Genomic DNA, 22,033 nt, shown 5'->3' with positions numbered 1-22,033 from the left:
AAAAACTTTAATGTAAGATCAATGCAAGGTGAAAAGCAACAAAAAGAGAAAAGCAAAAATGAAAAAAAAGCAACAGAAGAAAAGTTAATGAAGAAGCCAATGACAAAGGTGTGCCAAGAACAAAAAGAGCTAAATTTGCAAAAAGAGACCCGTCCTCCGCATCCTTGTCCTATTTGTGGTCAGATGTCACAAAAATCTTCTTATCCTTTTTGTTCCACACGGTGCCGAGCTATTGATCTTAATCGTTGGCTTTCAGGCTCTTATATTTTACCACCCCCACCACAAGTAAGTGATGAAGAAGAATAAAGGGGATATTCCTCTTGAGAAAGAACGCTAAAGCGTTTTTTGTGTGGGAACTGAAGGGGAGGCGCGCGGGATTATCGTAAATGTATTTAAGAGCTGGATTAACGGCTTGCTTATTATCGTCATTCGCAAAGACGCAGATTAAGTTCAATCAACGATGGAAGTTTTAATACATATCTAAGACTTATCTCCAGAGGTTTTGTTTACCATGGATAATTATAAATTGCTTTGTTGCATGAAGGTCGATGGTGCTTTGTTGCGTGAAAGTTGTTGGTGCCTTTAGGGCGTGAGGAAGAATTGATCATCTAATCAGTATTGCTAACGAAAAAAGAGGGGCGCGTGTTTTGGTGCAAAGAGATGGGGCAATAAAAAATAGCTTGTTGGTGCTTTGTTGCGTGAAAGTTGTTGATGCCTTTAGGGTGTGAGGAAAAATTGATCATCTAATCAGTATTGCTAACGAAAAAGAGGGGCGCGTGTTTTGGTGCAAAGAGACGGGGCAGTAAAAAATCGCTTGTTGGTGCTTTTGCTGGGTAATGGCGTGGTGTCATTTGGCGGTTGGATTGATTATATCGTGATTTTGACCGTATCTGTGTTCACGTGGAAAGCTGATCAATATGACGTCGCTTTGATTGGAGCGGCAACATTATTACCTGGTATCGTTCTGTCTAAGCCAATTGGAATGTTGGTAAGTCACCGTTCTATGATCCATTGGTTGCGGGCGTCACTGCTGTTACGGGCACTCTGTACTGTCGGTTTATTGATGGCGACGAGTCTGCAAGGATTTATTATACTGGCAGTTATTCGAGCGACATTCAACAGTTTAGCCATGCCTGCAATTTCCGTTCTTAGTGCAAATTCGGTGCCTGAAAACGGACGGACTCGTTACTATTCTGTGCTTAACATGATCAATAGCGCAGCAAAGATGATAGGACCTGCTTTGGGGAGTGCTCTGTCCATACTTTTATCAGATACCTATACTTTATTGTTTTCTGGATTTTTGACATTGCTAGGCTTTATGGTGTTTTGTTGTCTTGGTGCACAACCTGTCTCGTCGCTCATGATAAAAACAGCGAATACCATAAAATCAAAGCAGAGGCTTTATGGGACAACTTGGTATGCCTATGTGGCGGTGATGTTTGTGTATTTTGCCATGATCTTTATGGTGAATAATCAGTTGCCGGTTATTCTTAGTGCAATGAAAATGAATAAACAGGCTCTTGGGATGCTGGTATCGGCTTCGGCAATCGGTAATTTTCTCTATGGATTTTGGAGTGTGAAACAATCAAAGCATAAACCCCTTACAGGCAAAATATCAGAGTTGTTAATGCCGGCAATGTCAACAATGATTGGTTTTGTCATGATCTCTGTGTGCTTTTTTTACTTTGATTTACTCCGTATTGAGACTTTGTTGCTCTGTTTTTTCCTTATTGGAATGGTTAGCGCTTACTTTTCCATATCTTCTAACGTTTATCTGGTAAGCAATTTCAATGAACAGATTGGATTGGCTTCCGGATGGGTGCAGTCTATACAAAATTTAGCTATGTTGGTGGCGCCCTTTGTTGGAGCGTTTGTTTTAGGTCACACTTCGGCTGGAAAATTGTTCCTTCTTTCTGGATTGAGTGGATTATTCTGTTTATTGGCTATCAGGATATTGCTGAACCGTTCTTTGTTAATTGTTCGATCTCAATGATTGGCTCATCAATAAAACAAATATTTTAAATCATTTTTCTGAGATTTAGAGGACGTGGAGATAATCCAACATAGAGCAGCTTTTTTGACGTTATAGGTTTAATCTTTGATTTTTACTTAACCGCTCATATTTTTTTTCGGGGCTTTGCCTTCTTGACACTGTTCTACCGTCTCGTAAACGCAATAGGGGGCATGGTTTTGAGTAACAATGTCATTTTTGTTTAACTCCGCTTTGCTACTAATAGTCAAACTTAAAAACTCAGCTGCCAATCCTTAATCAGCTTGACTTGAAGCAATAATGGAAACAGAAAACGAGGAGCTATAGTGTGAATTATCTTATATGCCGTAAAATATCATTCTTGGAGGTATGGTGATATCAGGTATGGGAAACTTTAGGCAGGGGGGTATGTTAATTGTTGCTCTTTTTCCTAATCAGAAATCAACCACAAGATTGCTTTTTGTTTTTTCGGCTGGAGGTCTCTAAAATTTTTCAAAAGAGTGTTTTCTTTTTCGCTATAGGTGTATTGGTCGTGGTGTAAGAGAGTTTCTTTTGTGGGAAGATCTTCTTTTGTGGCAATGTCTGCATAAAAAAAGCTTATAGGAACTTCCAGTTTTTGAGCGATTTTGAGTAAACATCCTGCGCTTACACGATTGAAGCCTTTTTCGTATTTTTGGATTTGTTGGAAACTGACACCTAAATGGCTTCCTAATTCTTTTTGCGAAAGGCTCATTGAAATGCGTCTGTGGCGGATTCTTTTGCCTATCAGAATGTCGATAAAATATGGATTTTTAGTTGGCACTTCAAGCCCCCCTCCGGTTGCGAGCGCCCTCGCATTGGTATTCCGGGAGTCTGAAAACACTGACTTGACTCAGCTTTTTGCTTTTAGTGCTCATCGCACCTGGACATAGCAAAATCTCCCGGAATTCCGGGATACCCGCAAAGCGGGATAAATTCATGTGTCAAGTCTTCGGGTTTTCAGTTCCCTATTGGTCGTCGCGTATATGACCAAACTTACAGTATTTATTCATAAGGCAATTTCAGGAGATTGGCAAGAGAAATGAAAATATTTTTGGATCTCAAGAATTATCCTCTTATGCTGTGAAAAAATGCTTTTTGAGGTTGATATCAGGCATATCAATTTCCGTATCTAGGTATGGGCGCGTGTGTGTTGAATATTTTAGGGGTGGGCTTGTTTGTAGCGCCTTTTGAAGCACTCTCCTTTGAGGGGGCGTGATCTGAAGCTTATATTTTAGAGGGATTAACGAATAATGTTGATTGTTGTGCTTTTGCTTAATCAGAAATCAACCACAAGATTGCTTTTTGTTTTTTCGGCTGGAGGTCTCTAAAATTTTTTAAAAGGGTGTGTTCTTTTTCGCTATAGGTGTATTGGTCGTGGTGTAAGAGAGTTTCTTTTGTGGGAAGATCTTCTTTTGTAGCAATATCTGCATAAAAAAAGTTTACGGGAACTTCTAGTTTTTGAGCGATTTTGAGTAAATACCCTACGCTTACACGATTGAAGCCTTTTTCGTATTTTTGGATTTGTTGGAAACTGACACCTAAATGGCTTCCTAATTCTTTTTGCGAAAGGCTCATTGAAATGCGTCTGTGGCGGATTCTTTTGCCTATCAGAATGTCGATAAAATGTGGATTTTTAGTTGGCACTTCAAGCCCCCCTCCGGTTGCGAGCGCCCTCGCATTGGTATTCCGGGAGTCTAAAAGTACTGAACCCTAGTCAGCTTTTTTGCTTTTAGTGCGGAAACGCACCTGGACATAGCAAAAACTCCCGGAATCCCGGGATACCCACAAGAGTGGGTTCAATTGTACGCTAGGGTTTAGGGCTTTTAGTTCCCTGTTGATCGTTGCGTGGACGATCAAAAACACACTTTAAGTGATAAAGTAATTTCAGGAGATTGGCAAGAAAAATCAAAATAATCTCAAAGACTATAAGATTGGGTACTTTTTAAAAAGTGCGAAATATGGATTATAAATCGCGTCTTTTGCTTAATCAGAAATGTCGATAAAATGTGGATTTTTAGTTGGCACTTCAAGCCCCCCCTCCGGTTGCGAGCGCCCTCGCATTGGTATTCCGGGAGTCTAAAAGTACTGAATCCGAGTCAGTTTTTTTGCTTTTAGTGCTTAAAGCACTTGGACATAGCAAAATCTCCCGGAATCTGAAGATATCCGTAAAGCGGGTTCGTTTTTACGCTAGAGCTTAGGGCTCTTCTTCCCTGTTGATCGCTGCGTAGACGATCAAAAATATTTTTAAATTTGTAAAATAATTTCAGAAAATTGGCAAGAAAAATGAAAAATTTTCTATTCTGTTATACCGTAAAACGGCGTTATTTGAAGGGGGAGTGAAGAGCTTGAATATTCATGATAGGGCTTTGATTTGTTGAGCCTGATGAAGTGCTGTCGTTTGAGGAGGGTAGTCTGAAGACTGTAAGGGGACTAGGCAAAAAGCTGGGTTCGTTTTCAGAACAGTGTTTACAGAGCGGTGCGGGGTGGTGATGTGGAAATTTTATTTAGCTGACTTCTGTGAATGTGTAAAAGCGTGAAAACGTATATTCGTAAAATAATGCGGAGGATTTGTAATGTGTGTATGCTTTTATCATGGCGTGGAATGTGGTGAGATAAATGGGGGAATGCATTTGTGAGTGGAGCGGGGAAAGCTGGGATGAAGAGTGCTGTAAGTCGTAAATGTGTGATGGGAGAGAAAAGGGGGGCGTGGAATGGAGAGGGTGCCTATGGACAAGGGGAGGGTGTGGATAAGAGGCGGGGTAGTGCAAAGGGATGCGTGAAGGGATGGTGTGAGGGTGATAGAGAGGGGGTGAGGCTTTTATTAAAGGGTGTTGTGGTTTTGAAAGGGGGTGAGAATGGAGAAAATGCCCTGGAAAGTATGGTGATGAGGTGAGCTAATTTTGGGGTCACGTTGGGCTTTTATCTGGCATGGATGGGGTGAGATAAATGGGGGGGAGAACGAGCTTGTGAATCGAGGAGGGAAGCTGGAATGAAGAGTGCTGTAAGTCGTGAATGTGTGATGGGAGAGAAAAAGGAGTGCGTGGAATGGAGAGAGTGCCTATGGACAAGGGGGGAGGGTGTGGATAAGAGGCGGGGGTAAGTGCAAAGGGATGCGGTGAAGGGATGGTGTGAGGGTGATAGAAGAGGGAGGTGAGGCTTTTTATTAAAGGGTATTGTGGTTTTGAAAGGGGGTGAGAATGGAGAAAATGCCCTGGAAAGTCTGGTGACGAGGGAAGTTAAAAGGGATGAGAGCAGGGCTCGAAAAAATAACTGGGAAAGGGAGCCGTGGTGGGGAAATGAAAAAAAACTTTCTCACCCCCAGTTGTTTTCAAAGGGGAGTGAGGGGGCTTATCAAGAAGAAAAAAGCTAGTTTCTTTTCATAATCTTCTAAGTTTTTTCATCAGACATATACATAATCTTTTGACCTGTGGTTATCTTTTGTGTGCCGTGAGTGGTGTGAAGCGTAGAACTGAAAGCCGCTAGATGATCTATAAAGATTGATTTCCACTTAAATAAATCAGGAGATGGCAAAAAGATGTTGGGTGCCCAAGAACGATCTTTTGAACGAATAACGACAAGCTCTTTTTGTTTCAAGACGTTAGAAATTGTTTGTGCAGACAGATCTTTCCCATTGGAAATGGGTATTTCTGGTTTAGTAGTAGGCGAGGCTAAACCTCCAAGGTCGCTTATACTTGTCATGCAAAAAGTGAACGTACATGATGTTTGGATGAAGTCAGAATCTTGACACTTTCCTTGATTAGAAGCTTTCAGACTCCCTTCGTGTAGCTTGTTTTGTTTTATGCCTTGAGGCTCAAAAAAAATCGAACTTTGCGGACTTAAATCATAACAGGAGGAGAGATGTCTCTTCCAACGAGAATGGTCTTCAACAAAACTTGAAGATTTACGGAGTTGTCCAAATGTATTTGGTACTTCTATGGTCCCAATATTCACTTTTTTACCCGTTATAAAATCGACTACTGTCGCTGTAACTAGATTTTCATTTTTTTCAACATATAATCGATATCTGCGTCCCATCTCCCATGGAAACTTGATTTCACATCGTACTCCTTGAACCTTCTTGAGTAAAATGCTTACATGTATTACCCTTCCATCCCGTTGCATTCCAGATAGAAAAATGAATGGTACGGCCGCTCCTGTTGAAAAAATCAATTTGTCCACTTTTCCCGTTTTGGAATTCAAATTTATTTCCCCAGAAATAGATGGAGTTAGGCCCACCATCGTAATTTACTTGCTGGGTGAACACAAATAGATCAAATAATGCATTTTCAGGACATGTATGCTCTATTGTAATAACTTTGCCGGCAAAAACGGCATAGCTTGGTTTACTTATTAGAAGAAATAAAAGTATTAAAGTAACCTTTTTTACAGTATGGTACATACTCAAATCCTCTATCTTAATAAAAATAGTGTAAGTTTATAAATATTAAAGCTTATACTCAATGTTTTGTTAAGTAAAATTAGAAAAAATACTTTAATGTTTACTATAAACTATATGCTGTAAAGACTACTTTGTTTAAAGTGTTTTTGCATGCTCTTTTCTGCTGTTCAAATTTAAGTTTTAATGGTGGAATTTAGGGGTGATGGTTTAAAAGGGGAGTGATGATGGGGGGTATAAGAAAAGTTGCGGTTTTTATTTAAAATGATAGCGTATTTTTTTTCTCCCTCTTGCTATGAGGCTTGTAGAAACCCATATTCTTTTTAGCACTATGGTTCTTCTTCATGCTGCTTTTTTCGCGGTGTTTTTTAGAGGCTGGATAATCCTTTCTGGATGTTTCTTTTGTGGAATATTGGAGAGGTTAAAGTGTGGTGATGGCTTGAGATTTAAGGAAAAAAAATGAACTTGGAAAAATATAGCGAACGCGTGCAGGGTTTTTTACAATCAGCACAAAATAGCGCTCTTGCTTCTGATCATCAGCAGTTTATGCCGGAGCATTTCCTGAAAGTGTTGTTAGACGATTCTCAAGGATTGGCTGCATCGCTTATCCAAAACGCTGGTGGTGATCTTACTCTTATTCAAAAGGCGCTAAAAGAAGCACTTGATGCTTTGCCTAAAGTGCAGGGGGGAAATGGACAGCTCTATCTTTCTCAGCCATTGGCAAAAGTTTTCGCGCTGGCTGAGGATATTGCGAAAAAAGCCGGTGATCAGTTTGTGACCGTGGAGCGCATGTTGCAAGCGCTGATCATGGAAAAGACCGCAAAAACAGCCGATATTTTAACAAGTGGAGGATTGACCCCGCAAGCGCTTAATCGGGCAATTAATGCGCTGCGGAAAGGAAAAACAGCAACAAGCCCCCATGCTGAAGGACAATATGATGCCTTGCAAAAATATGCCCGGGATCTCACAAAAGATGCCCGTGAAGGAAAACTCGACCCTGTGATTGGGCGGGAAGAGGAAATCCGCCGCACTATTCAGGTGCTTTCACGGCGTACCAAAAATAATCCCGTGTTGATTGGTGAGCCTGGGGTGGGGAAAACAGCTATTGTGGAAGGGTTAGCTCTGCGCATTATCAATGGCGATGTGCCTGAAACTTTGCGGGATAAACAGCTTCATGCGCTGGATATGGGAGCGCTTATCGCTGGTGCAAAATATCGTGGAGAATTCGAAGAGCGCCTTAAAGCGGTACTGGCAGAGGTGCAAGCCGAAAATGGACAAATTATCCTCTTTATTGATGAATTGCACAATCTTGTTGGAGCAGGAAAATCTGATGGTCCTATGGATGCGTCTAACTTGTTAAAGCCTGCTCTTGCACGCGGAGAACTCCATTGTGTGGGCGCTACTACGCTCGATGAATATCGAAAATATGTCGAAAAAGATGCTGCTCTTGCACGCCGCTTCCAACCTGTCTTTGTACCTGAACCCTCTTTGGAAGATACTATTTCTATCTTGCGCGGTATTAAGGAAAAATATGAACAACATCACAAAGTGCGCTTGGCTGATAGTGCTTTGATTGCGGCGGCGCGTTTGTCTAACCGCTATATTACGGATCGCTTCTTGCCGGATAAAGCTATTGATCTTATCGATGAAGCGGCGGCGCGGTTGCGCATGCAGGTCGATTCAAAGCCGGAAGAACTCGATGCTGTTGATCGGCGTATTTTACAGTTGAAGATCGAACGGGAAGCTTTGAAAACAGATGTCGAGCCAACAGCAAAAGAACGTTTGAAAAATGTGCAGGAGGAACTGAAAACATTGGAACAACAGTCCGCTGAGATGACAAGTGCTTGGCAGGCTGAGAAACAAAAATTAGGGCATGCTGCTGATTTGAAAAAACAACTCGAAGAAGCCCGTAATGCTTTGGCTATTGCACAGCGTGATGGACAATTCCAACGCGCTGGAGAGCTCGCTTATAGCGTTATCCCTGAACTCGAAAAACAATTGAGTATTGCGGAAAATGATGACCAACAAAATCATCTCGTTGAAGAGACGGTTACTGCTGAACATGTGGCGCGGATTGTTTCGCGCTGGACCGGTATTCCTGTTGATCGAATGCTGGAGGCAGAACGGGAGGCGCTGTTGCGGATGGAAGATGAAATTAGCAAACGTGTGATTGGGCAGGGAGAGGCTGTTCAAGCTGTTTCTCGTGCTGTACGTCGTGCGCGTGCAGGGTTGCAAGATCCTAATCGGCCGCTTGGCTCTTTCATGTTTTTGGGTCCTACTGGTGTGGGGAAAACCGAATTAACCAAAGCTCTTGCCGCTTTTCTTTTCCAAGACTCCAATGCCATGTTGCGCATCGATATGTCGGAATATATGGAAAAACATGCTGGGGCGCGGCTGATTGGGGCACCTCCTGGATATGTTGGATATGAAGAGGGTGGGGTGCTGACCGAGGCTGTACGTAGAAGACCTTACCAGGTCATTCTGTTTGACGAAATTGAAAAAGCACACCCTGATATTTTTAATCTCTTGTTGCAAGTGCTCGATGAAGGACGTTTGACCGATAGTCAAGGACGTACCGTTGATTTTCGTAATACCTTGCTGATTATGACTTCTAATCTTGGTGCTGAGTTTTTAACTGCTTTGCCTGAAGGGCAAACAACCGATCAGGCAAAAAATGATGTTATGAATGTCGTTAAAGCGGCTTTCCGTCCTGAATTTTTAAACCGTATTGATGAGATTATTCTCTTTCAAAGGCTGCAACGTCACGATATGGAAGCTATCGTTGATATCCAGATACAACATTTGCAAAATTTGCTCAATGAACGCAAAATAACTTTGCAAATCGAGCCAGAGGTGAGAAAATTTCTTGCCGATAAAGGCTATGATCCCCTTTATGGTGCACGACCGCTTAAACGGATTATCCAAAAGGAAATTCAAGATCCATTGGCGGAAAATATCTTATTTGGAAAAATTCACGATGAGACAACGGTGAAAATTACAAAACAAGGAGATCGGTTGGAATTTTTGCCTGAAGATTAAGTTTGGAAAAATTCATGGTATAAAGGGCGGTGATAATCCTATTATGCGATAAAACACCGCTCTTTGAAGCGTGCTGATTTAGAAAGATCACGATGAGACAAGCGGTATTTTATTGCAAAGCAAAGGGAGTGGCTGGTGTTTTTGCATGTTAAATCAGCGTTTTCGAATATCGTAGGATTCTTTTACTTCTGTTTGTCGTGAAAACTATTTTCTTGCAATGTTATAAGTGAAGTCACAAGCGGGATTGCTTTATTGCTTTATTGCTTTGTGCGTAAAAGCGTTAAAGAGAAATGCCGTTTATCCGCCGTAAAACATTGCTCTTTGAAGGGGTGTGGGGAGCTGATCTGAATTTGACTTAAGGATGTTTTGTTGTTTGATATATTAACAAATAATGTTGATCGTTGCGCTTTTGCTTAATCAGAAATTAGCCACAAGATTGCTTTTTGTTTTTTCGGCTGGAGTTCTCTAAAATTTTTCAAAAGGGTGTGTTCTTTTTCGCTATAGGTTTCTTGATTGTGGTGTAAGAGGGTTTCTTTTGTGGGAAGATCTTCTTTTGTGGCAATGTCTGCATAAAAAAGTTCATAGGAACTTCTAGTTTTTGAGCGATTTCCAGTAAACATTTGGCACTTACACGATTGAAGCCTTTTTCGTATTTTTGGATTTGTTGGAAACTGACACCTAAATAGCTTCCTAATTCTTTTTGGGAAAGCCCTATTGCAATGCGTCTATGACGGATTCTTTTGCCTATCAAAATATCGATAAAATGTGGATTTCTAGTTGGCACTTCAAGCCCCCTCCGGTTGCGAGCGCCCTCGCATTGGTATTCCGGGAGCCTGAAAGCACTGACCTCGAATCAGCATTTTGCTTTTAGTGCTCATCGCACCTGGACATAGCAAAATCTCCCGGAATCCCGGGACACCCACAAAAGTGGGTTCATTCTTATGTATCGAGGTTTCGGGCTTTCAGTTCCCTATTGATCGTCGCGTATACGACCAAACTCACCCTTTAAGTAATAAAGTAGTTTCAGAAAATTGGCAAGAAAAATCAAAATAATCTCAAAGACTATAAGATTGGGTACTTTTTAAAAAAGTGCGAAATATGGATTATAAATCGCGTTTTTTGCTTAATCAGAAATGTCGATAAAATGTGGATTTTTGGTTTGCACTTCAAGCCCCCCGCTAGGGGCGAGCGCCCTCGCATTGGTATTCCGGGAGTTAAAAACACTGACTTGACTCAGCTTTTTGCTTTTAGTGCCAAAGCACCTGGACATAGCAAAATCTCCCGGAATTCCGGGATACCCGCAAAGCGGGTTCATTTTTACGCTCGGATTTAGGACCTTTAATCCCTATTGATCGTTGCGTAGACGATCAAAATTACACTTTAAGTGATAAAGTAATTTCAGAAGATTGGCAAGAAAAATCAAGAATTTTCTATTCTATTATGCCGTAAAACATTGCTCTTTGAAGGGGAGCTGGTTTGAATTTGACTTAAGGGGGATATGAATGGAATAATGTTGATTAGTGCGCTTTTGCTTAATCAGAAATTAGCCACAAGATTGCTTTTTGTTTTTTCGGCTGGAGTTCTCTAAAATTTTTCAAAAGGGTGTGTTCTTTTTCGCTATAGGTTTCTTGATTGTGGTGTAAGAGGGTTTCTTTTGTTGAAAGATCTTCTTTTGTGGCAATGTCTGCATAAAAAAAGTTCATAGGAACTTCTAGTTTTTGAGCGATTTCTAGTAAACATTTGGCACTTACACGGTTTAAGCCTTTTTCGTATTTTTGGATTTGTTGGAAACTGACACCTAAATGGCTTCCTAATTCTTTTTGGGAAAGCCCCATGGAAATGCGTCTGTGGCGAATTCTTTTGCCTATCAAAATATCGATAAAATGTGGATTTTTAGTTGGCACTTCAAGCCCCCCCTCCGGTTGCGAGCGCCCTCGCATTGGTATTCCGGGAGGTTGAAAATACTGAACCTAAATCAGCTTTTTGCTTTTAGTGCTGAGAAGCACTTGGACATAGCAAAAACTCCCGGAATCCCGGGATACCCGCAAAGCGGGATAAATTTATGTTTAGGTTTCGGGTCTTCAACTCCCTATTGATCGTTGCGTGGACGATCAAAATCACACTTTAAGTGATAAAGTAATTTCAGAAGATTGGCAAGAAAAATCAAAAATTTTCTATTCTATTATGCCGTAAAACACTGCTCTTTTAGGGGGAGTGAAGAGCTAGAATATTTGAGGGCAGGGCTTGATTTGTTGAGCTTGATGAAGTGTTGTCGTTTGAGGGGGGCGTCTGAAGACTGTAAGGGGTACTAGGCAAAAAGCTGGATTCGTTTATAGACTATTGTTTATAGAGCTGTGCGGGGTGGTGAACTTTTCGTTGGTTTTGTTCTGTAAAGATGTAAAAACGTAAAAATGTGAATCTGTAAAAGCGAAGTGGGGGATTTGTGGATTTATATATTGTGCGTGTTTTTGGTCACTTTGGGCTTTTGGGGGCGTGGAATGTGGTGCGAGAATTGGGGGGAAGTGTTTTCATAAATGGAGGGGGAAGCTGGAGGGAAGAGGGGTGTTAAGTTGTTAAGTGTGTGATGGGAGAAAAAAGGGGGAATGGAGGATGAAGAGAGTGCGCATGGATAGGGGGAGAGTGTGGGTAAGGCGGTGGTGCAAAGAGATGCGTGAAGGATGGCGGCTTTAAGAAGATAGGGCTTGATTTGTCGAGCCTGATGACGTGCTGTCGTTTGAGAAGTGGTTGGGTGTAAGCTTTATTTTGTGGGGAAAGTTGCTTTTTATTGTGGGATTGTAGACTAGTGCTGGTTGGGAATTTTCATTCTTTGAGACGTGGGGTGGAGGTCAATGTAATAATATGGAAGATTGTGATCTCATAATTTTTACATTCTTTCTTTTTTTAAAGATATTACTTGATATTAGAGTAAATGCTTATATCAAGAGGAGTATTTCTTTAAAAGTTTTCACTTAACTTATTAAGCGATTTATTAGAATAAAAGACTCTTCTGAAGTTCATATCACCAATTGTAGCGAAGGAAGTGTAACTTTAAGTGTAGCAAAGTTTAAAATTGGATGGTTGATATGAATTTGTTTTTAAAAAAGAGTCCATTAGCTCTTTTTTGCTCTCTCTTTATTTCCAAAGTTGGTGATTATGCTTATGAAGTTGTTTTTATTTTACTGGTCTTAGAATTAACAGATAACACCTTTTTTACAGGTCTTGTGTATTTTTTTCGATTTATCCCTTTTCTCTTTTTTGGCCCTATAGGAGGTTGGTTAGCGGATAATTTTTCTTTGAAGAAAAATATGATCTTAAGTGAAGTTGTTAGATTATTAGCTTCATTGTTTGTTTTTATAACTTATATAACAGGTACAGCACATATCATTGTTCTTATTTTTGCAGCAATATGTACAACGATAGGAAGAAGTATTTTCCAACCAAGTTTTCAAGCTGCTATTCCCAGAATGTTTTCAATAAAAGATCTTACAAAGGCCAATAGCATTGCTCAAATTATCATGGAAACGGCAGCCGTCATTGGCCCTTTGGTTTGTTCCATACTGCTTTTTTTAGCAAATAAATCGGCAGTACTCATTTTTGATTTTTTTACCTATTTTATATCTATTATCGTGTTATTTAATCTCATGAATTTAAATTCAAGCGAGAATAAATCATTCAATTTTATAAAAATTTATCGAGAAACAGCTTCATATCTTAAATATATTTCTACAGAAAATAATAATTTATTTATTACGCTCGTTGGATCGTCGTTTGCTATTCTCTTTACGGGTGCTATTTTAAGATTTTTAATTCCAGCTTTTGTTCTTTTTGTGGGGGGAGAGGAGAGCCTTGTGAGTTATATTTTTTCTCTCATGGCTGTTGGAACTATTGTTGGTGGTTTGTTCTATAGTAAAATTATATTAAATATTACATCGTTGAAGCTCATGATATTTTGGCTTCTTTATGGGGTTATCCTGTTTGTTATGCCTTTAGCTGCTGGACTTTATTTAAAATTCCTTCTCGTGTTAGCATTTGTTTTAGGATTTATTGGTGCCTTTGTGGATATTGGTTTAGTCTCAGCTATTCAATTATATTCTCGTCGTGAAGATTTTGGTAAGAGTTTTGGAACCTTTTCAACTTTAGCAAACTCTGCGGAAGCAATGTCTGGCTTTATTGCTGGACTTTTGGCACTCGTGGGATTGTTAAGCTCTTTTTTAGCTATGTCCGCATTAATTATTTCCACGGGAATTATTGGCGTTGCAAAAATTAAGAAAAATAAAGAGTTAACACCTCTTAACACGACAGTCGATGACGACCATTGATATATTTGATATCTCCATGCCGTTTCTTTTTTCTAAAGACGGTTCGCTAATTATCTTATTCATGAGGTAAAAACACCGCTCTTTGAAGGGGGTGATCTGAAACGAATGAGTGGTCAGTGGTAGAAACTTGCTAGGCAAGCATTTGAATTCTTTACAGACCGTTGTTTATAGAGTGGTACGGGGCGGTGAACCTTTCCTTGGCTTCGTTCTGTAAATGTGGAGAAGCGTAAAAATGTGAATCTGTAAAAGTGAAGTGGGGGATTTGTGGTTTATATATTGTGCGTGTTTTTGGTCACTTTGGGCTTTTGGGGGCGTGGAATGTGGTGCGAGAATTGGGGGATGTATTTGTGAATGGAGCGGGGAACGCTGGGATGAAGAGTGCTGTTAAGTTGTGAGTGTGTGATGGGAGAGAAAAAGGGGGAATGGAGGATGAAGAGAGTGCGCATGGATAGGGGGAGAGTGTGGGTAAGGCGTTGGTGCAAAGAGATGCGTGAAGGATGGCGGTTTTTAAGGAGATAGGGCTTGATTTGTTGAGCCTGACGAAGTGCTGTCGTTTGAGGGGGACGTCTGAAGACTGTAAGGGGTACTAGGCAAAAAGCTGGGTTCGTTTATAGACTATTGTTTATAGAGCGGTGCGGGGTGGTGAACCTTTCCTTGGCTTCGTTTTGTAAATGTGGAGAAGCGTAGAAATGTGAATCTGTAAAATGAAGCGGAGGATTTGTGCTTTGTGAGAGCTTTTATCATGGCATGGAATGTGGTGCGAGGATTGGGGGAAGTGTCTTCGTGAATGGAGGAGAGAGTTGGGATGAAGAGTGTTGTTGAAGTGCGTTTTCTGGAGAAGAGTGTGTGGGGAATGGCTGTGAACAGATTGCAGAGCTGATGTGTTAAAGAGATGTGAAGAGAGAAAAATCTCGTGGTGGGCGTTTATATTCTATGCGGAGCTTAACAATTATAGTTGCATCTATATTTGTATGGGGGATATCCGTGAAATGGGTGTGAGAAGCATTGAGAGGTGTTTTTTTTAATAAGTGGGTGAATGAGCAATACAATGAAAGCCTATTTAGGGGGAAGCCTATTTTAGCTCTTGTTGTTTTAGACATTGTGTTTTGTATGAGGGGCATTTTGCAGAAAAGGTGTTTTGAGGGATGTGGCTCCCCTTAAAGAAAAACACAAAAATATAAAAACTTGACAAGGTAAATGTAAAAAGGTATCATAATGATACAATCGGAATTGTGCGTTTAAATCAGAAGAGATCTTTTGATAAGATTCTGTGAGAGGGGTGGGGATGTTTTTCCAAGGTTTTGGTGTTTTTATCCTATTTTGAAGTTTGTTATCCTATGATGTCGTAAACCGGTGCCGTAAACCGTTTTTTGAGATGTGGTGGTATCAGGCGGCAAGGCTTTAGGCAGAGGGGAATATTGGCAAAGGATGTCGATTGATGCGCTTTTGTCTAATCAGAAATTAACCACAAAATTGCTTTTTGTTTTTTCGGCTGGAGCTCTCTAAAGTTTTTTAAAAGGGCGTGTTCTTTTTCGCTGTATGTGTCTTGATCGTGGTGTAAGAGAGTTTCTTTTGTGGGAATATCTGCTGTTAAAAGGTCCGCATAAAAAAAGTTCATAGGAACCTCTAGTTTTTTAGCAATTTCGAGCAAACACCCCGCGCTTACACGATTTAAACCTTTTTCATATTTTTGGATTTGTTGAAAACTGACACCTAAATGGCTTCCTAACTCTTTTTGAGAAAGACCCATTGAAATACGTCTATAACGGATTCTTTTACCTATTGAAATGTCGTTGAAATGTGAATTTTTAGTTTGCACTTCAAGCCCCCCTCCGGTTGCGAGCGCCCTCGCATTGGTATTCCGGGAGTAGTAAAGTACTGAGCTCTAGTCAGCATTTTTGCTTTTAGTGCTTATCACACCTGGACATAGCAAAAACTCCCGGAATCCCGGGACACCCACAAAGTGGGTTCATTCTTACGCTAGAGCTTAGGGCTTTACTATCCCTTATTGATCGTTGCGTGGACGATCAAAATTCCTTTGAGTGATAAAGTAATTTCAAGGGATTGGCAAGAACAATTAAAAGATTTTCTAGTCTGTTATATTGTAAAATAGGGATGTTTGGGGGCGGTAATCTGATGTTAGTAGGGGAATTTATTGGGTAAAAGGTTGAATGATAGTTTAAAATCGGTGCGGGGTGGAAGCTTTATTCAGCAGAGGAAAATTTGCTTTTTGAAGTCGAATTGTAGATCAGAGCTTATCTGGCGTGTTTGATGAAACACCATTCTTTGAAGTGTGGGATAGCCATATGAAATAATCAGCAGGGAAATTTGATAGACGAGAAATCAGCTTGTTGCAGACCCGTGTTTACAGAGGGGCGTGGGGATGGCGGTTTTTGAGTTTCGTTTGGCTTCTTTCTGTAAAGATGGAAAAGCGTAAAAACGTGAATCTGTAAAATTATGCGGAGGATTTGGGCTTTATGTGGGCTCTTATCTTTTTGGGTGTGTTCCATTTTTTTAATTTTTGAATGCTTGTCAAATTTTGTTGCTGATTTTTATGTCATTTTTTGTGTTTGAGGTTTTGGTTTCTCTTTAGTTGGAAGGAACATGATGATGGTAGATGAACATTGTCTTCCCTTACGTCGAAGAGGGCGGAAAAAAGGGGCTTTAAATAAAACAACAAAGCGATTTAATGAAGCTCTTTTGACAGCGGCGGAGCAGGCTGGATATCACTATGGTGAAGATGGGCTGGTGTCTTATCTTCAGTATCATGCTCTCAATAATCCCGTACCGTTTTTTTCGCTTCTTGCAAAAGTGTTGCCTCTTCAGGGGGCTGGAGAAGGGCAGGTTAAAACAGTTTCGCGTATTGAGATTGTACCAGTGAATGCAAAAAATAGCGAACCGGAGAAGCATAATACCTCGATAACTGAGGCTTGAAGAAGGAGCGGTGATGTTTGGGCGTTTACTGGAGAGCAGAATATTTCGGTGGGAGATATTTGGGCTTCCTACGTGGAGACGCCGGATTTTATAGGCGATGACAGAGGGGCGTGTGCTGAAGAGGTGATACTCGAGAGGTACAATGCTTAGGGGGCGTGATGTTATCTACTGTTTTGGATTTTTGTGAAGGTTTGGGCTTTTCTCGTTATTGAAGGTGTGGAGATATCAAAAACAGTTTCGCATATTGAGATTGTACCAGTGAATGCAAAAAATAGTGAACCGGAGAAGCATGATACCTCGATAACTGAGGCTTGTGATATTGAAAAATGTTAGGCTAAGGTGGGTGATGTGGGGTGATGTCTTGGAAGGGGGCTGCTTTGGTGAATGATGCTGTAAGGGACCGTGTGCTGGAGGGAATTTGGTGCAGGGTATTTGTGTGGTAGATATGGAACAGTGTTTTGATGGGTGAGGGGCATGAAACTTGAGAGAAGTGTTATGCTTGCGGGATGCATGTGTTTTGGTGGGGGTATCTTGGGGGATAGACACGTGGGAGGATTGGTGATGCTTGAGAGGCATGATCTTGGAGGATGTTGGGCTTTGGATATGCCTGAGAGCCATGTGCTGAGGCTATGATTTGGTTGGGGGGGGATACCGTGCTTGTGGTTGGGGGATGACAGGCGCGGTGTTTGAGAGGGGGTGGGGCTTTTGTGCCTTAGGGGCTTGGGGCGCATAGGTGGGGTCAAGGGGACCTCATGCAAAAAAGTGAAATTCATTGAATATTAGGATGAAGAAAAGATAAAGCGCTGCTTTTGAGAAGGGCGTTTTTCGTTCAATTGCTCTTTTCGTTCAATTGCTCTGGGATCATTAAACTTGGGATAAGCAAAAGGGTGTAGCGCAATTATTGCTAAAGTATGAAAATTTATAATGACAACTGTTCAGAAAATTTCTCAAAAAATTGAGCAGAAAACGGCTCAAGTGGCTCTTATTCCAAAGCTTATTCCTGTCTTTACTGGAAATGCCGATGTGCGAGCCGCTTGGGGAGGACGCGGTTCTGGAAAAACACGTTCTTTTGCTTTGATGTCTGCTGTGGTGGGATATCGCCATGGAATGGCTGGAGAACGCGGTATTATTCTTTGTGCACGGCAATTTCAAAACTCTCTCAATGAAAGTTCTTTGGAGGAAATTAAACGCGCTATCGAATCTTATCCTTTTTTACAAGACTATTATGAAATCGGCGATAAATATATTAAGTCAAAAGATGGACGGATCGTCTATGTGTTTGCTGGGCTTGATCGCAATATCGCAAGTATTAAATCAATGGGGCGCGTTTTCCTTTGTTGGGTCGATGAAGCCGAGCCCGTGACCGAAACTGCTTGGCAAACCCTTATTCCAACTTTGCGCGAAGAAGGAAAAGATTGGAATGCAGAATTATGGGTGACATGGAACCCATGCCATGAAAATGCAGCCGTGGAAAAGCGTTTCCGAAATGTCGATAATCCTCATATCAAAGGGGTGGAAATCAATTGGCGTGATAATCCGCAATTTCCTGAAAAACTCAATCGTGATCGAATGGACGATTTGCTGCAAAGACCAGAGCAGTATAACCATATTTGGGAAGGCGAATATCTCCAAGCTGTCCAAGGGGCTTATTATCAGAAATGTCTGCTGGAAGCCGAAATGGAAGGGCGGATTACCACTGTTCCACGGGATCCTTTGATGCAGGTGAGAATCTTTTGGGATATCGGGGGAACAGGCGCAAAGGCTGATGCTACCGCATTGTGGGTGGCGCAGTTTGTTGGACGGGAAATCCGAGTGCTCGATTATTATGAAGCCCAAGGTCAACCTCTCTCAGAACATGTGGGCTGGGTCTTTCAAAGGGGATATGAAAAGGCTCTTATGGTTTTGCCTCATGATGGCGCAACAAAAGATCGTGTCTATAATGTGAGTTTTGAAAGTGCCCTTCAACAAGCCGGTTTTCAAACCAAAATAATTCCTAATCAAGGAACTGGCGCTGTGAAAATGCGTATCGAAGCCGTAAGGCGGTTGTTTCCTGCACTATGGTTTAATCGTGAAACGACATGTGCGGGCAGAAAAGCGCTTGCTTGGTATCATGAAAAGCGCGACGAACAGCGCAATATCGGACTAGGCGCTGAACATGATTGGGCAAGCCATGGGGCCGATGCCTTTGGACTGATGTGTGTGGCTTATGAACAGCCAAATGCTAAAGCGCGAAAAAAACCTTATCGCTCGTTTCACCATTCTCAAACTTCATGGATGGCTTTTTAATGAATATGTCTACAGATTCTTCTTTTAATCAAATCGAAACGCTTGAAAATCAAGCACTCTTTAAAAAACTCGTGGGTTGGTATCAGGATGATATTGATCATGTCGAAAAATGGCGAAAAAATGCCCAGGAAGATTACGATTTTTATAATGGACGGCAATGGAATGAGCAAGACTTGGCTGTCTTGCACGAACAAAACAGACCGGTCATGACTTTTAACCGTATTGCGCCTTTAATTAATGCCGTGATTGGGGCTGAGCGCAATAATAAAAGGCAAGTGCAATTTATTCCACGACAAGAAGGGGCAGCTTTTGCGAACCAGATTCTGACAGGGGCGGCTGAGTGGTTTCGTGATGAAGCTGATGGGGAATACGAAGATTCTGATGCTTTTCAAGATGCAATTATTTGCGGAATGGGGTGGACAGATACACGCCTTGATTATGAAGAAGATCCACAAGGAAAACCAATTATTGCACGCTTAGACCCGATGAAAATGGTGTGGGATGCAAGTGCTGTCAAGCCTAATCTTATTGATGCACAACGCTTATGGTATATTGATGAAAAACCCCTTGCTGTGGCGCAGGAAATGTTTCCCAATGTTCATTGGAGCGATCTTAATGCTGATTGGGTTAAACATCAGAGTTTTTTACATTCAACCAGCGATGGGATGACACAAAGTTATCAGTCCGAGAGGGGGTATCAAGGAGAAGAGGGGAGCGGCTATCAACGTCCTAAAATGGTGACATTGGTAGAATGTCGCTGGTTTGAACGCGAGGTGGTTTATAAAGTTCTCGAGCCTCTAAGTGGAAAGTTTGTCGATTATTCAGAGCAGGATTTCCAAAATTTAAGCAAAACCTTTCCTCATGTCCAGGCAACAAGGTTGAACAGAAAAATTGTCAAACGGGCATTTTTAGGTAGAAAGCTGCTTGAAGCGCCTGATAAGCCCTTGGTTCCACCCAATCAATTGGGATGGGAGTGTATTACCGGTACTTTTGATAAGTTAAGCCGGCAATTTTACGGAATTGTTAAGCCAACAAAAGATCCGCAACGGTGGGCAAACAAATATTTTAGTCAAGTGATGCATTTGCTCAATAGCCAATCAAAAGGCGGAATTATGGCAGAACGCGATGCTTTTGATGATGATCGACAAGCCCTCGAGAGTTGGGCTAGAGCCGATAGTATTACTTGGTTGAAAAGTGGTGCTGTGTCTGGGGGAAGAATCCAACCTAAACCCGTGGCACAATTTCCGCAAGGGTTTTTCCAATTGTTTAATGAAGCAAAGAGCGCTCTCGAACAGGTGACGGGGTTGTCTTCTGAATTTATTGGGACGCGAGCTGTCAATCAGCCTGGCATTCTTGAACAACAACGGCGACAATCGTCACTTAATCTTTTGGCTTCCTTTTTTGATGGGTTGCGTCGATATCGGCAACGACAGGGAAAAATTATTCTCTATCTTATTCAAAATTATCTGTCCGATGGGCGGTTGGTGCGTATTGCCGGTGATGAAAATGCCCAGTATGTGCCGCTGACACGCGAAATGGTGACTAGTTTGGAATATGATATTGTCGTGGATGATGCGCCAACAAGTCTTAATGAAAAAGAGCGTACTTTTGCACTGATCATGCAATTGCTGCCTTTGATGCAAAATTTTGCAACGCCTGAGATTATGCTCGATCTCTTACGCTATTCGCCTTTACCCGCTTCACTTATTCATAAAATTGCGATAAAGGCGCAAAACTCTTTTCAAGAAGAGCAAAATGCCTCAGCGCAGATGGGGGATAATGTGGGGACAGAGCAGATAATGCAGATGTTGCAGACAGCAAAGGCTCAACAATAGGGTGCTTTGTCATGCGTGACTTCTGATAAACGCCATATATCATAAATTGCTTATCGATTTTCGTAGTGCATGGGCTCCCTTTTCTTAAAAGAACTGTTTTGTAGGGCAGGACTGTTGGGAAAAGCAGGGTGGAGAGGGAGTTTTGCCGTCATGTGGGGTGGAGAGCATTGGGGGGAATGCTGGTGCTAAATGATGAGAGAGCATTGAGGGGGTAAATGCTTATGGGCTGTTTTATCTGAAAAATTTGATTTTATTGTTTAAAAAAAGAGAAGGCTAATGTCATGGATCAAGAACACTTAACGCCGGCAGAACAAAACCAATTGAAACAAGATTTTCTGGTCTCAACACAAGAGGGAGAAAATGGTGAAATTGCAAGAGAAGAAAAAACTCTTGAAGATAATTTTCAAGGGCAAATGCATCAACAACAGGACTCTTCGCAAAAGGCTGGAAAAGAGGTTCAAGGGGGAGAAGATGCTCCACCAGATCCACAAAAAGACTTTATGGGCTATATGCAATGGTTGGGAAAAACACTCCAAAAACAAGGGCTTGCACATGAAAAACAACAGCCTTCTCTGGCTCGCGAAGCAGAACAGTTGCATGCGTTTTTTCAGCAGTCTGTTGCTAGTGTTAAACAAAAGCATCATGATTTTGATCAAGCAGCTGATTTTATTTATGAAACACGGGCTAAACAATTGGCAGCTTGTGCTTCGCTCTATCCTGAGATGGCCGATCCCAAAAATATTGATGCGTTGATTGGTGATGAGTTGAAGCAGATCTTGCGCGATTGTGCGCAAAAAAATCAAAATCCGGCTGAAGTGATTTACTCTATTGCACAAAAAATTGGCTACACAAATGTTCCCAATAACATGGGTGAAAATTTACAGGAAAGACACAATTCTGCACGTACTCTTGCTGCTTATAACGGCTTGACGCCAAATGGGCCGATTTCTTTGGATATGCTTGATAAAATGTCAGAAGCAGAGTTTAGCGCTTGGGTTTCTGAACCTAAAAATAAAGCTGCTTTTAATCGTTTAATGGGTGGGAGAGAATTTTAAAAACAAGAATGTGGCAGGTGCTTTTTGCGGGAACGTGGAGCGGCTTTTGGCGCAGGAGAATGCCGGGGGGATTTCTCAAACACGGATGTGGAGAGGAGAGCTCTTATAAGGGGGAGGCAGACGCTAACAGAAATTAGATAAAACTCACGAACAACCTA

Annotated in this window: 17 protein-coding genes and 1 pseudogene; 12 read left to right on the top strand and 6 right to left on the bottom strand. The window is 41.4% G+C overall.

The window, feature by feature from the left end; genetic code table 11:
• The first annotated feature begins 21 nt into the window (after window positions 1-21).
• Window positions 22-306: a DNA gyrase inhibitor YacG gene (gene yacG, locus ACFIME_RS04735; RefSeq protein WP_375611670.1), complete on the top strand. Its 285-nt coding sequence runs from the start codon at window positions 22-24 to the stop codon at window positions 304-306.
• A 478-nt stretch (window positions 307-784) separates the two neighbouring features.
• Window positions 785-1,993 (top strand): MFS transporter, encoded by a 1,209-nt coding sequence (locus ACFIME_RS04730; protein WP_375684599.1) that lies wholly within the window; start codon window positions 785-787, stop codon window positions 1,991-1,993.
• Window positions 1,994-2,420: 427 nt separating this feature from the next.
• On the opposite strand, the gene ACFIME_RS04725 is transcribed toward ACFIME_RS04730, so the two are convergent.
• A complete protein-coding gene (locus ACFIME_RS04725; protein ID WP_375680852.1) occupies window positions 2,421-2,792 on the bottom strand; it encodes a helix-turn-helix domain-containing protein in 372 nt (123 codons plus the stop codon).
• A 491-nt stretch (window positions 2,793-3,283) separates the two neighbouring features.
• Window positions 3,284-3,655: a helix-turn-helix domain-containing protein gene (locus ACFIME_RS04720; protein ID WP_375684574.1), complete on the bottom strand. Its 372-nt coding sequence runs from the start codon at window positions 3,653-3,655 to the stop codon at window positions 3,284-3,286.
• A 988-nt stretch (window positions 3,656-4,643) separates the two neighbouring features.
• Between ACFIME_RS04720 and ACFIME_RS04715 the strand changes: the two genes are divergently transcribed.
• Window positions 4,644-4,904 (top strand): hypothetical protein, encoded by a 261-nt coding sequence (locus ACFIME_RS04715; RefSeq protein ID WP_375684573.1) that lies wholly within the window; start codon window positions 4,644-4,646, stop codon window positions 4,902-4,904.
• A gap of 494 nt (window positions 4,905-5,398) precedes the next feature.
• Here the strand turns inward: ACFIME_RS04715 and ACFIME_RS04710 are convergent, their stop codons facing one another.
• Window positions 5,399-6,211: a DUF3472 domain-containing protein gene (locus ACFIME_RS04710; protein WP_375684572.1), complete on the bottom strand. Its 813-nt coding sequence runs from the start codon at window positions 6,209-6,211 to the stop codon at window positions 5,399-5,401.
• Between the two features lie 655 nt (window positions 6,212-6,866).
• Between ACFIME_RS04710 and clpB the strand changes: the two genes are divergently transcribed.
• Entirely contained in the window at window positions 6,867-9,446 is a 2,580-nt protein-coding gene (gene clpB, locus ACFIME_RS04705; RefSeq protein ID WP_375684571.1) for an ATP-dependent chaperone ClpB, read from the top strand.
• A 413-nt stretch (window positions 9,447-9,859) separates the two neighbouring features.
• On the opposite strand, the pseudogene ACFIME_RS04700 reads toward clpB, so the two are convergent.
• Both ACFIME_RS04700 and ACFIME_RS04695 read right to left on the bottom strand, forming a co-directional pair.
• Window positions 9,860-10,230: pseudogene (locus ACFIME_RS04700) on the bottom strand (helix-turn-helix domain-containing protein).
• Window positions 10,231-10,978: 748 nt separating this feature from the next.
• Window positions 10,979-11,350, bottom strand: coding sequence for a helix-turn-helix domain-containing protein (locus tag ACFIME_RS04695; protein WP_375633318.1), 372 nt, complete (start codon window positions 11,348-11,350; stop codon window positions 10,979-10,981).
• A 539-nt stretch (window positions 11,351-11,889) separates the two neighbouring features.
• Here ACFIME_RS04695 and ACFIME_RS04690 point away from each other — a divergent pair.
• Window positions 11,890-12,015: a hypothetical protein gene (locus ACFIME_RS04690; RefSeq protein WP_375643223.1), complete on the top strand. Its 126-nt coding sequence runs from the start codon at window positions 11,890-11,892 to the stop codon at window positions 12,013-12,015.
• 514 nt (window positions 12,016-12,529) lie between these two features.
• Window positions 12,530-13,765, top strand: coding sequence for an MFS transporter (locus ACFIME_RS04685; protein WP_375684598.1), 1,236 nt, complete (start codon window positions 12,530-12,532; stop codon window positions 13,763-13,765).
• 1,450 nt (window positions 13,766-15,215) lie between these two features.
• Here ACFIME_RS04685 and ACFIME_RS04680 read toward each other — a convergent pair.
• On the bottom strand, window positions 15,216-15,584 hold the full coding sequence (locus ACFIME_RS04680) for a helix-turn-helix domain-containing protein (RefSeq protein WP_375684570.1): 369 nt from the start codon (window positions 15,582-15,584) through the stop codon (window positions 15,216-15,218).
• Between the two features lie 788 nt (window positions 15,585-16,372).
• Here ACFIME_RS04680 and ACFIME_RS04675 point away from each other — a divergent pair.
• From ACFIME_RS04675 to ACFIME_RS04650, 6 genes are all read left to right on the top strand, one after another.
• Window positions 16,373-16,699 carry a hypothetical protein gene (locus ACFIME_RS04675; RefSeq protein ID WP_375671982.1) on the top strand — a complete coding sequence of 109 codons (327 nt, stop codon included), beginning with the start codon at window positions 16,373-16,375 and terminating at the stop codon, window positions 16,697-16,699.
• 183 nt (window positions 16,700-16,882) lie between these two features.
• Window positions 16,883-17,032, top strand: coding sequence for a hypothetical protein (locus ACFIME_RS04670; RefSeq protein ID WP_375684569.1), 150 nt, complete (start codon window positions 16,883-16,885; stop codon window positions 17,030-17,032).
• Between the two features lie 141 nt (window positions 17,033-17,173).
• Window positions 17,174-17,332, top strand: coding sequence for a hypothetical protein (locus ACFIME_RS04665; protein WP_375684568.1), 159 nt, complete (start codon window positions 17,174-17,176; stop codon window positions 17,330-17,332).
• Between the two features lie 291 nt (window positions 17,333-17,623).
• On the top strand, window positions 17,624-18,985 hold the full coding sequence (locus ACFIME_RS04660; RefSeq protein WP_375662322.1) for a PBSX family phage terminase large subunit: 1,362 nt from the start codon (window positions 17,624-17,626) through the stop codon (window positions 18,983-18,985).
• The gene (locus tag ACFIME_RS04655) at window positions 18,970-20,820 is read left to right on the top strand and encodes a portal protein (protein WP_375684567.1); all 1,851 of its coding nucleotides are present in this window, start codon (window positions 18,970-18,972) and stop codon (window positions 20,818-20,820) included. The genes ACFIME_RS04660 and ACFIME_RS04655 overlap by 16 nt, the downstream gene beginning before the upstream one ends.
• Before the next feature lie 281 nt (window positions 20,821-21,101).
• A complete protein-coding gene (locus ACFIME_RS04650) occupies window positions 21,102-21,875 on the top strand; it encodes a hypothetical protein (RefSeq protein ID WP_375684566.1) in 774 nt (257 codons plus the stop codon).
• The last annotated feature ends 158 nt before the right edge of the window (window positions 21,876-22,033 follow it).

Origin of the sequence: Bartonella sp. AP1QHHD (genome assembly GCF_042196265.1) — a bacterium.
Lineage (GTDB): Bacteria > Pseudomonadota > Alphaproteobacteria > Rhizobiales > Rhizobiaceae > Bartonella.
The sequence above is the reverse complement of the archived record's forward strand: the minus strand, read 5'-3'. Positions and strand labels throughout refer to the sequence as shown.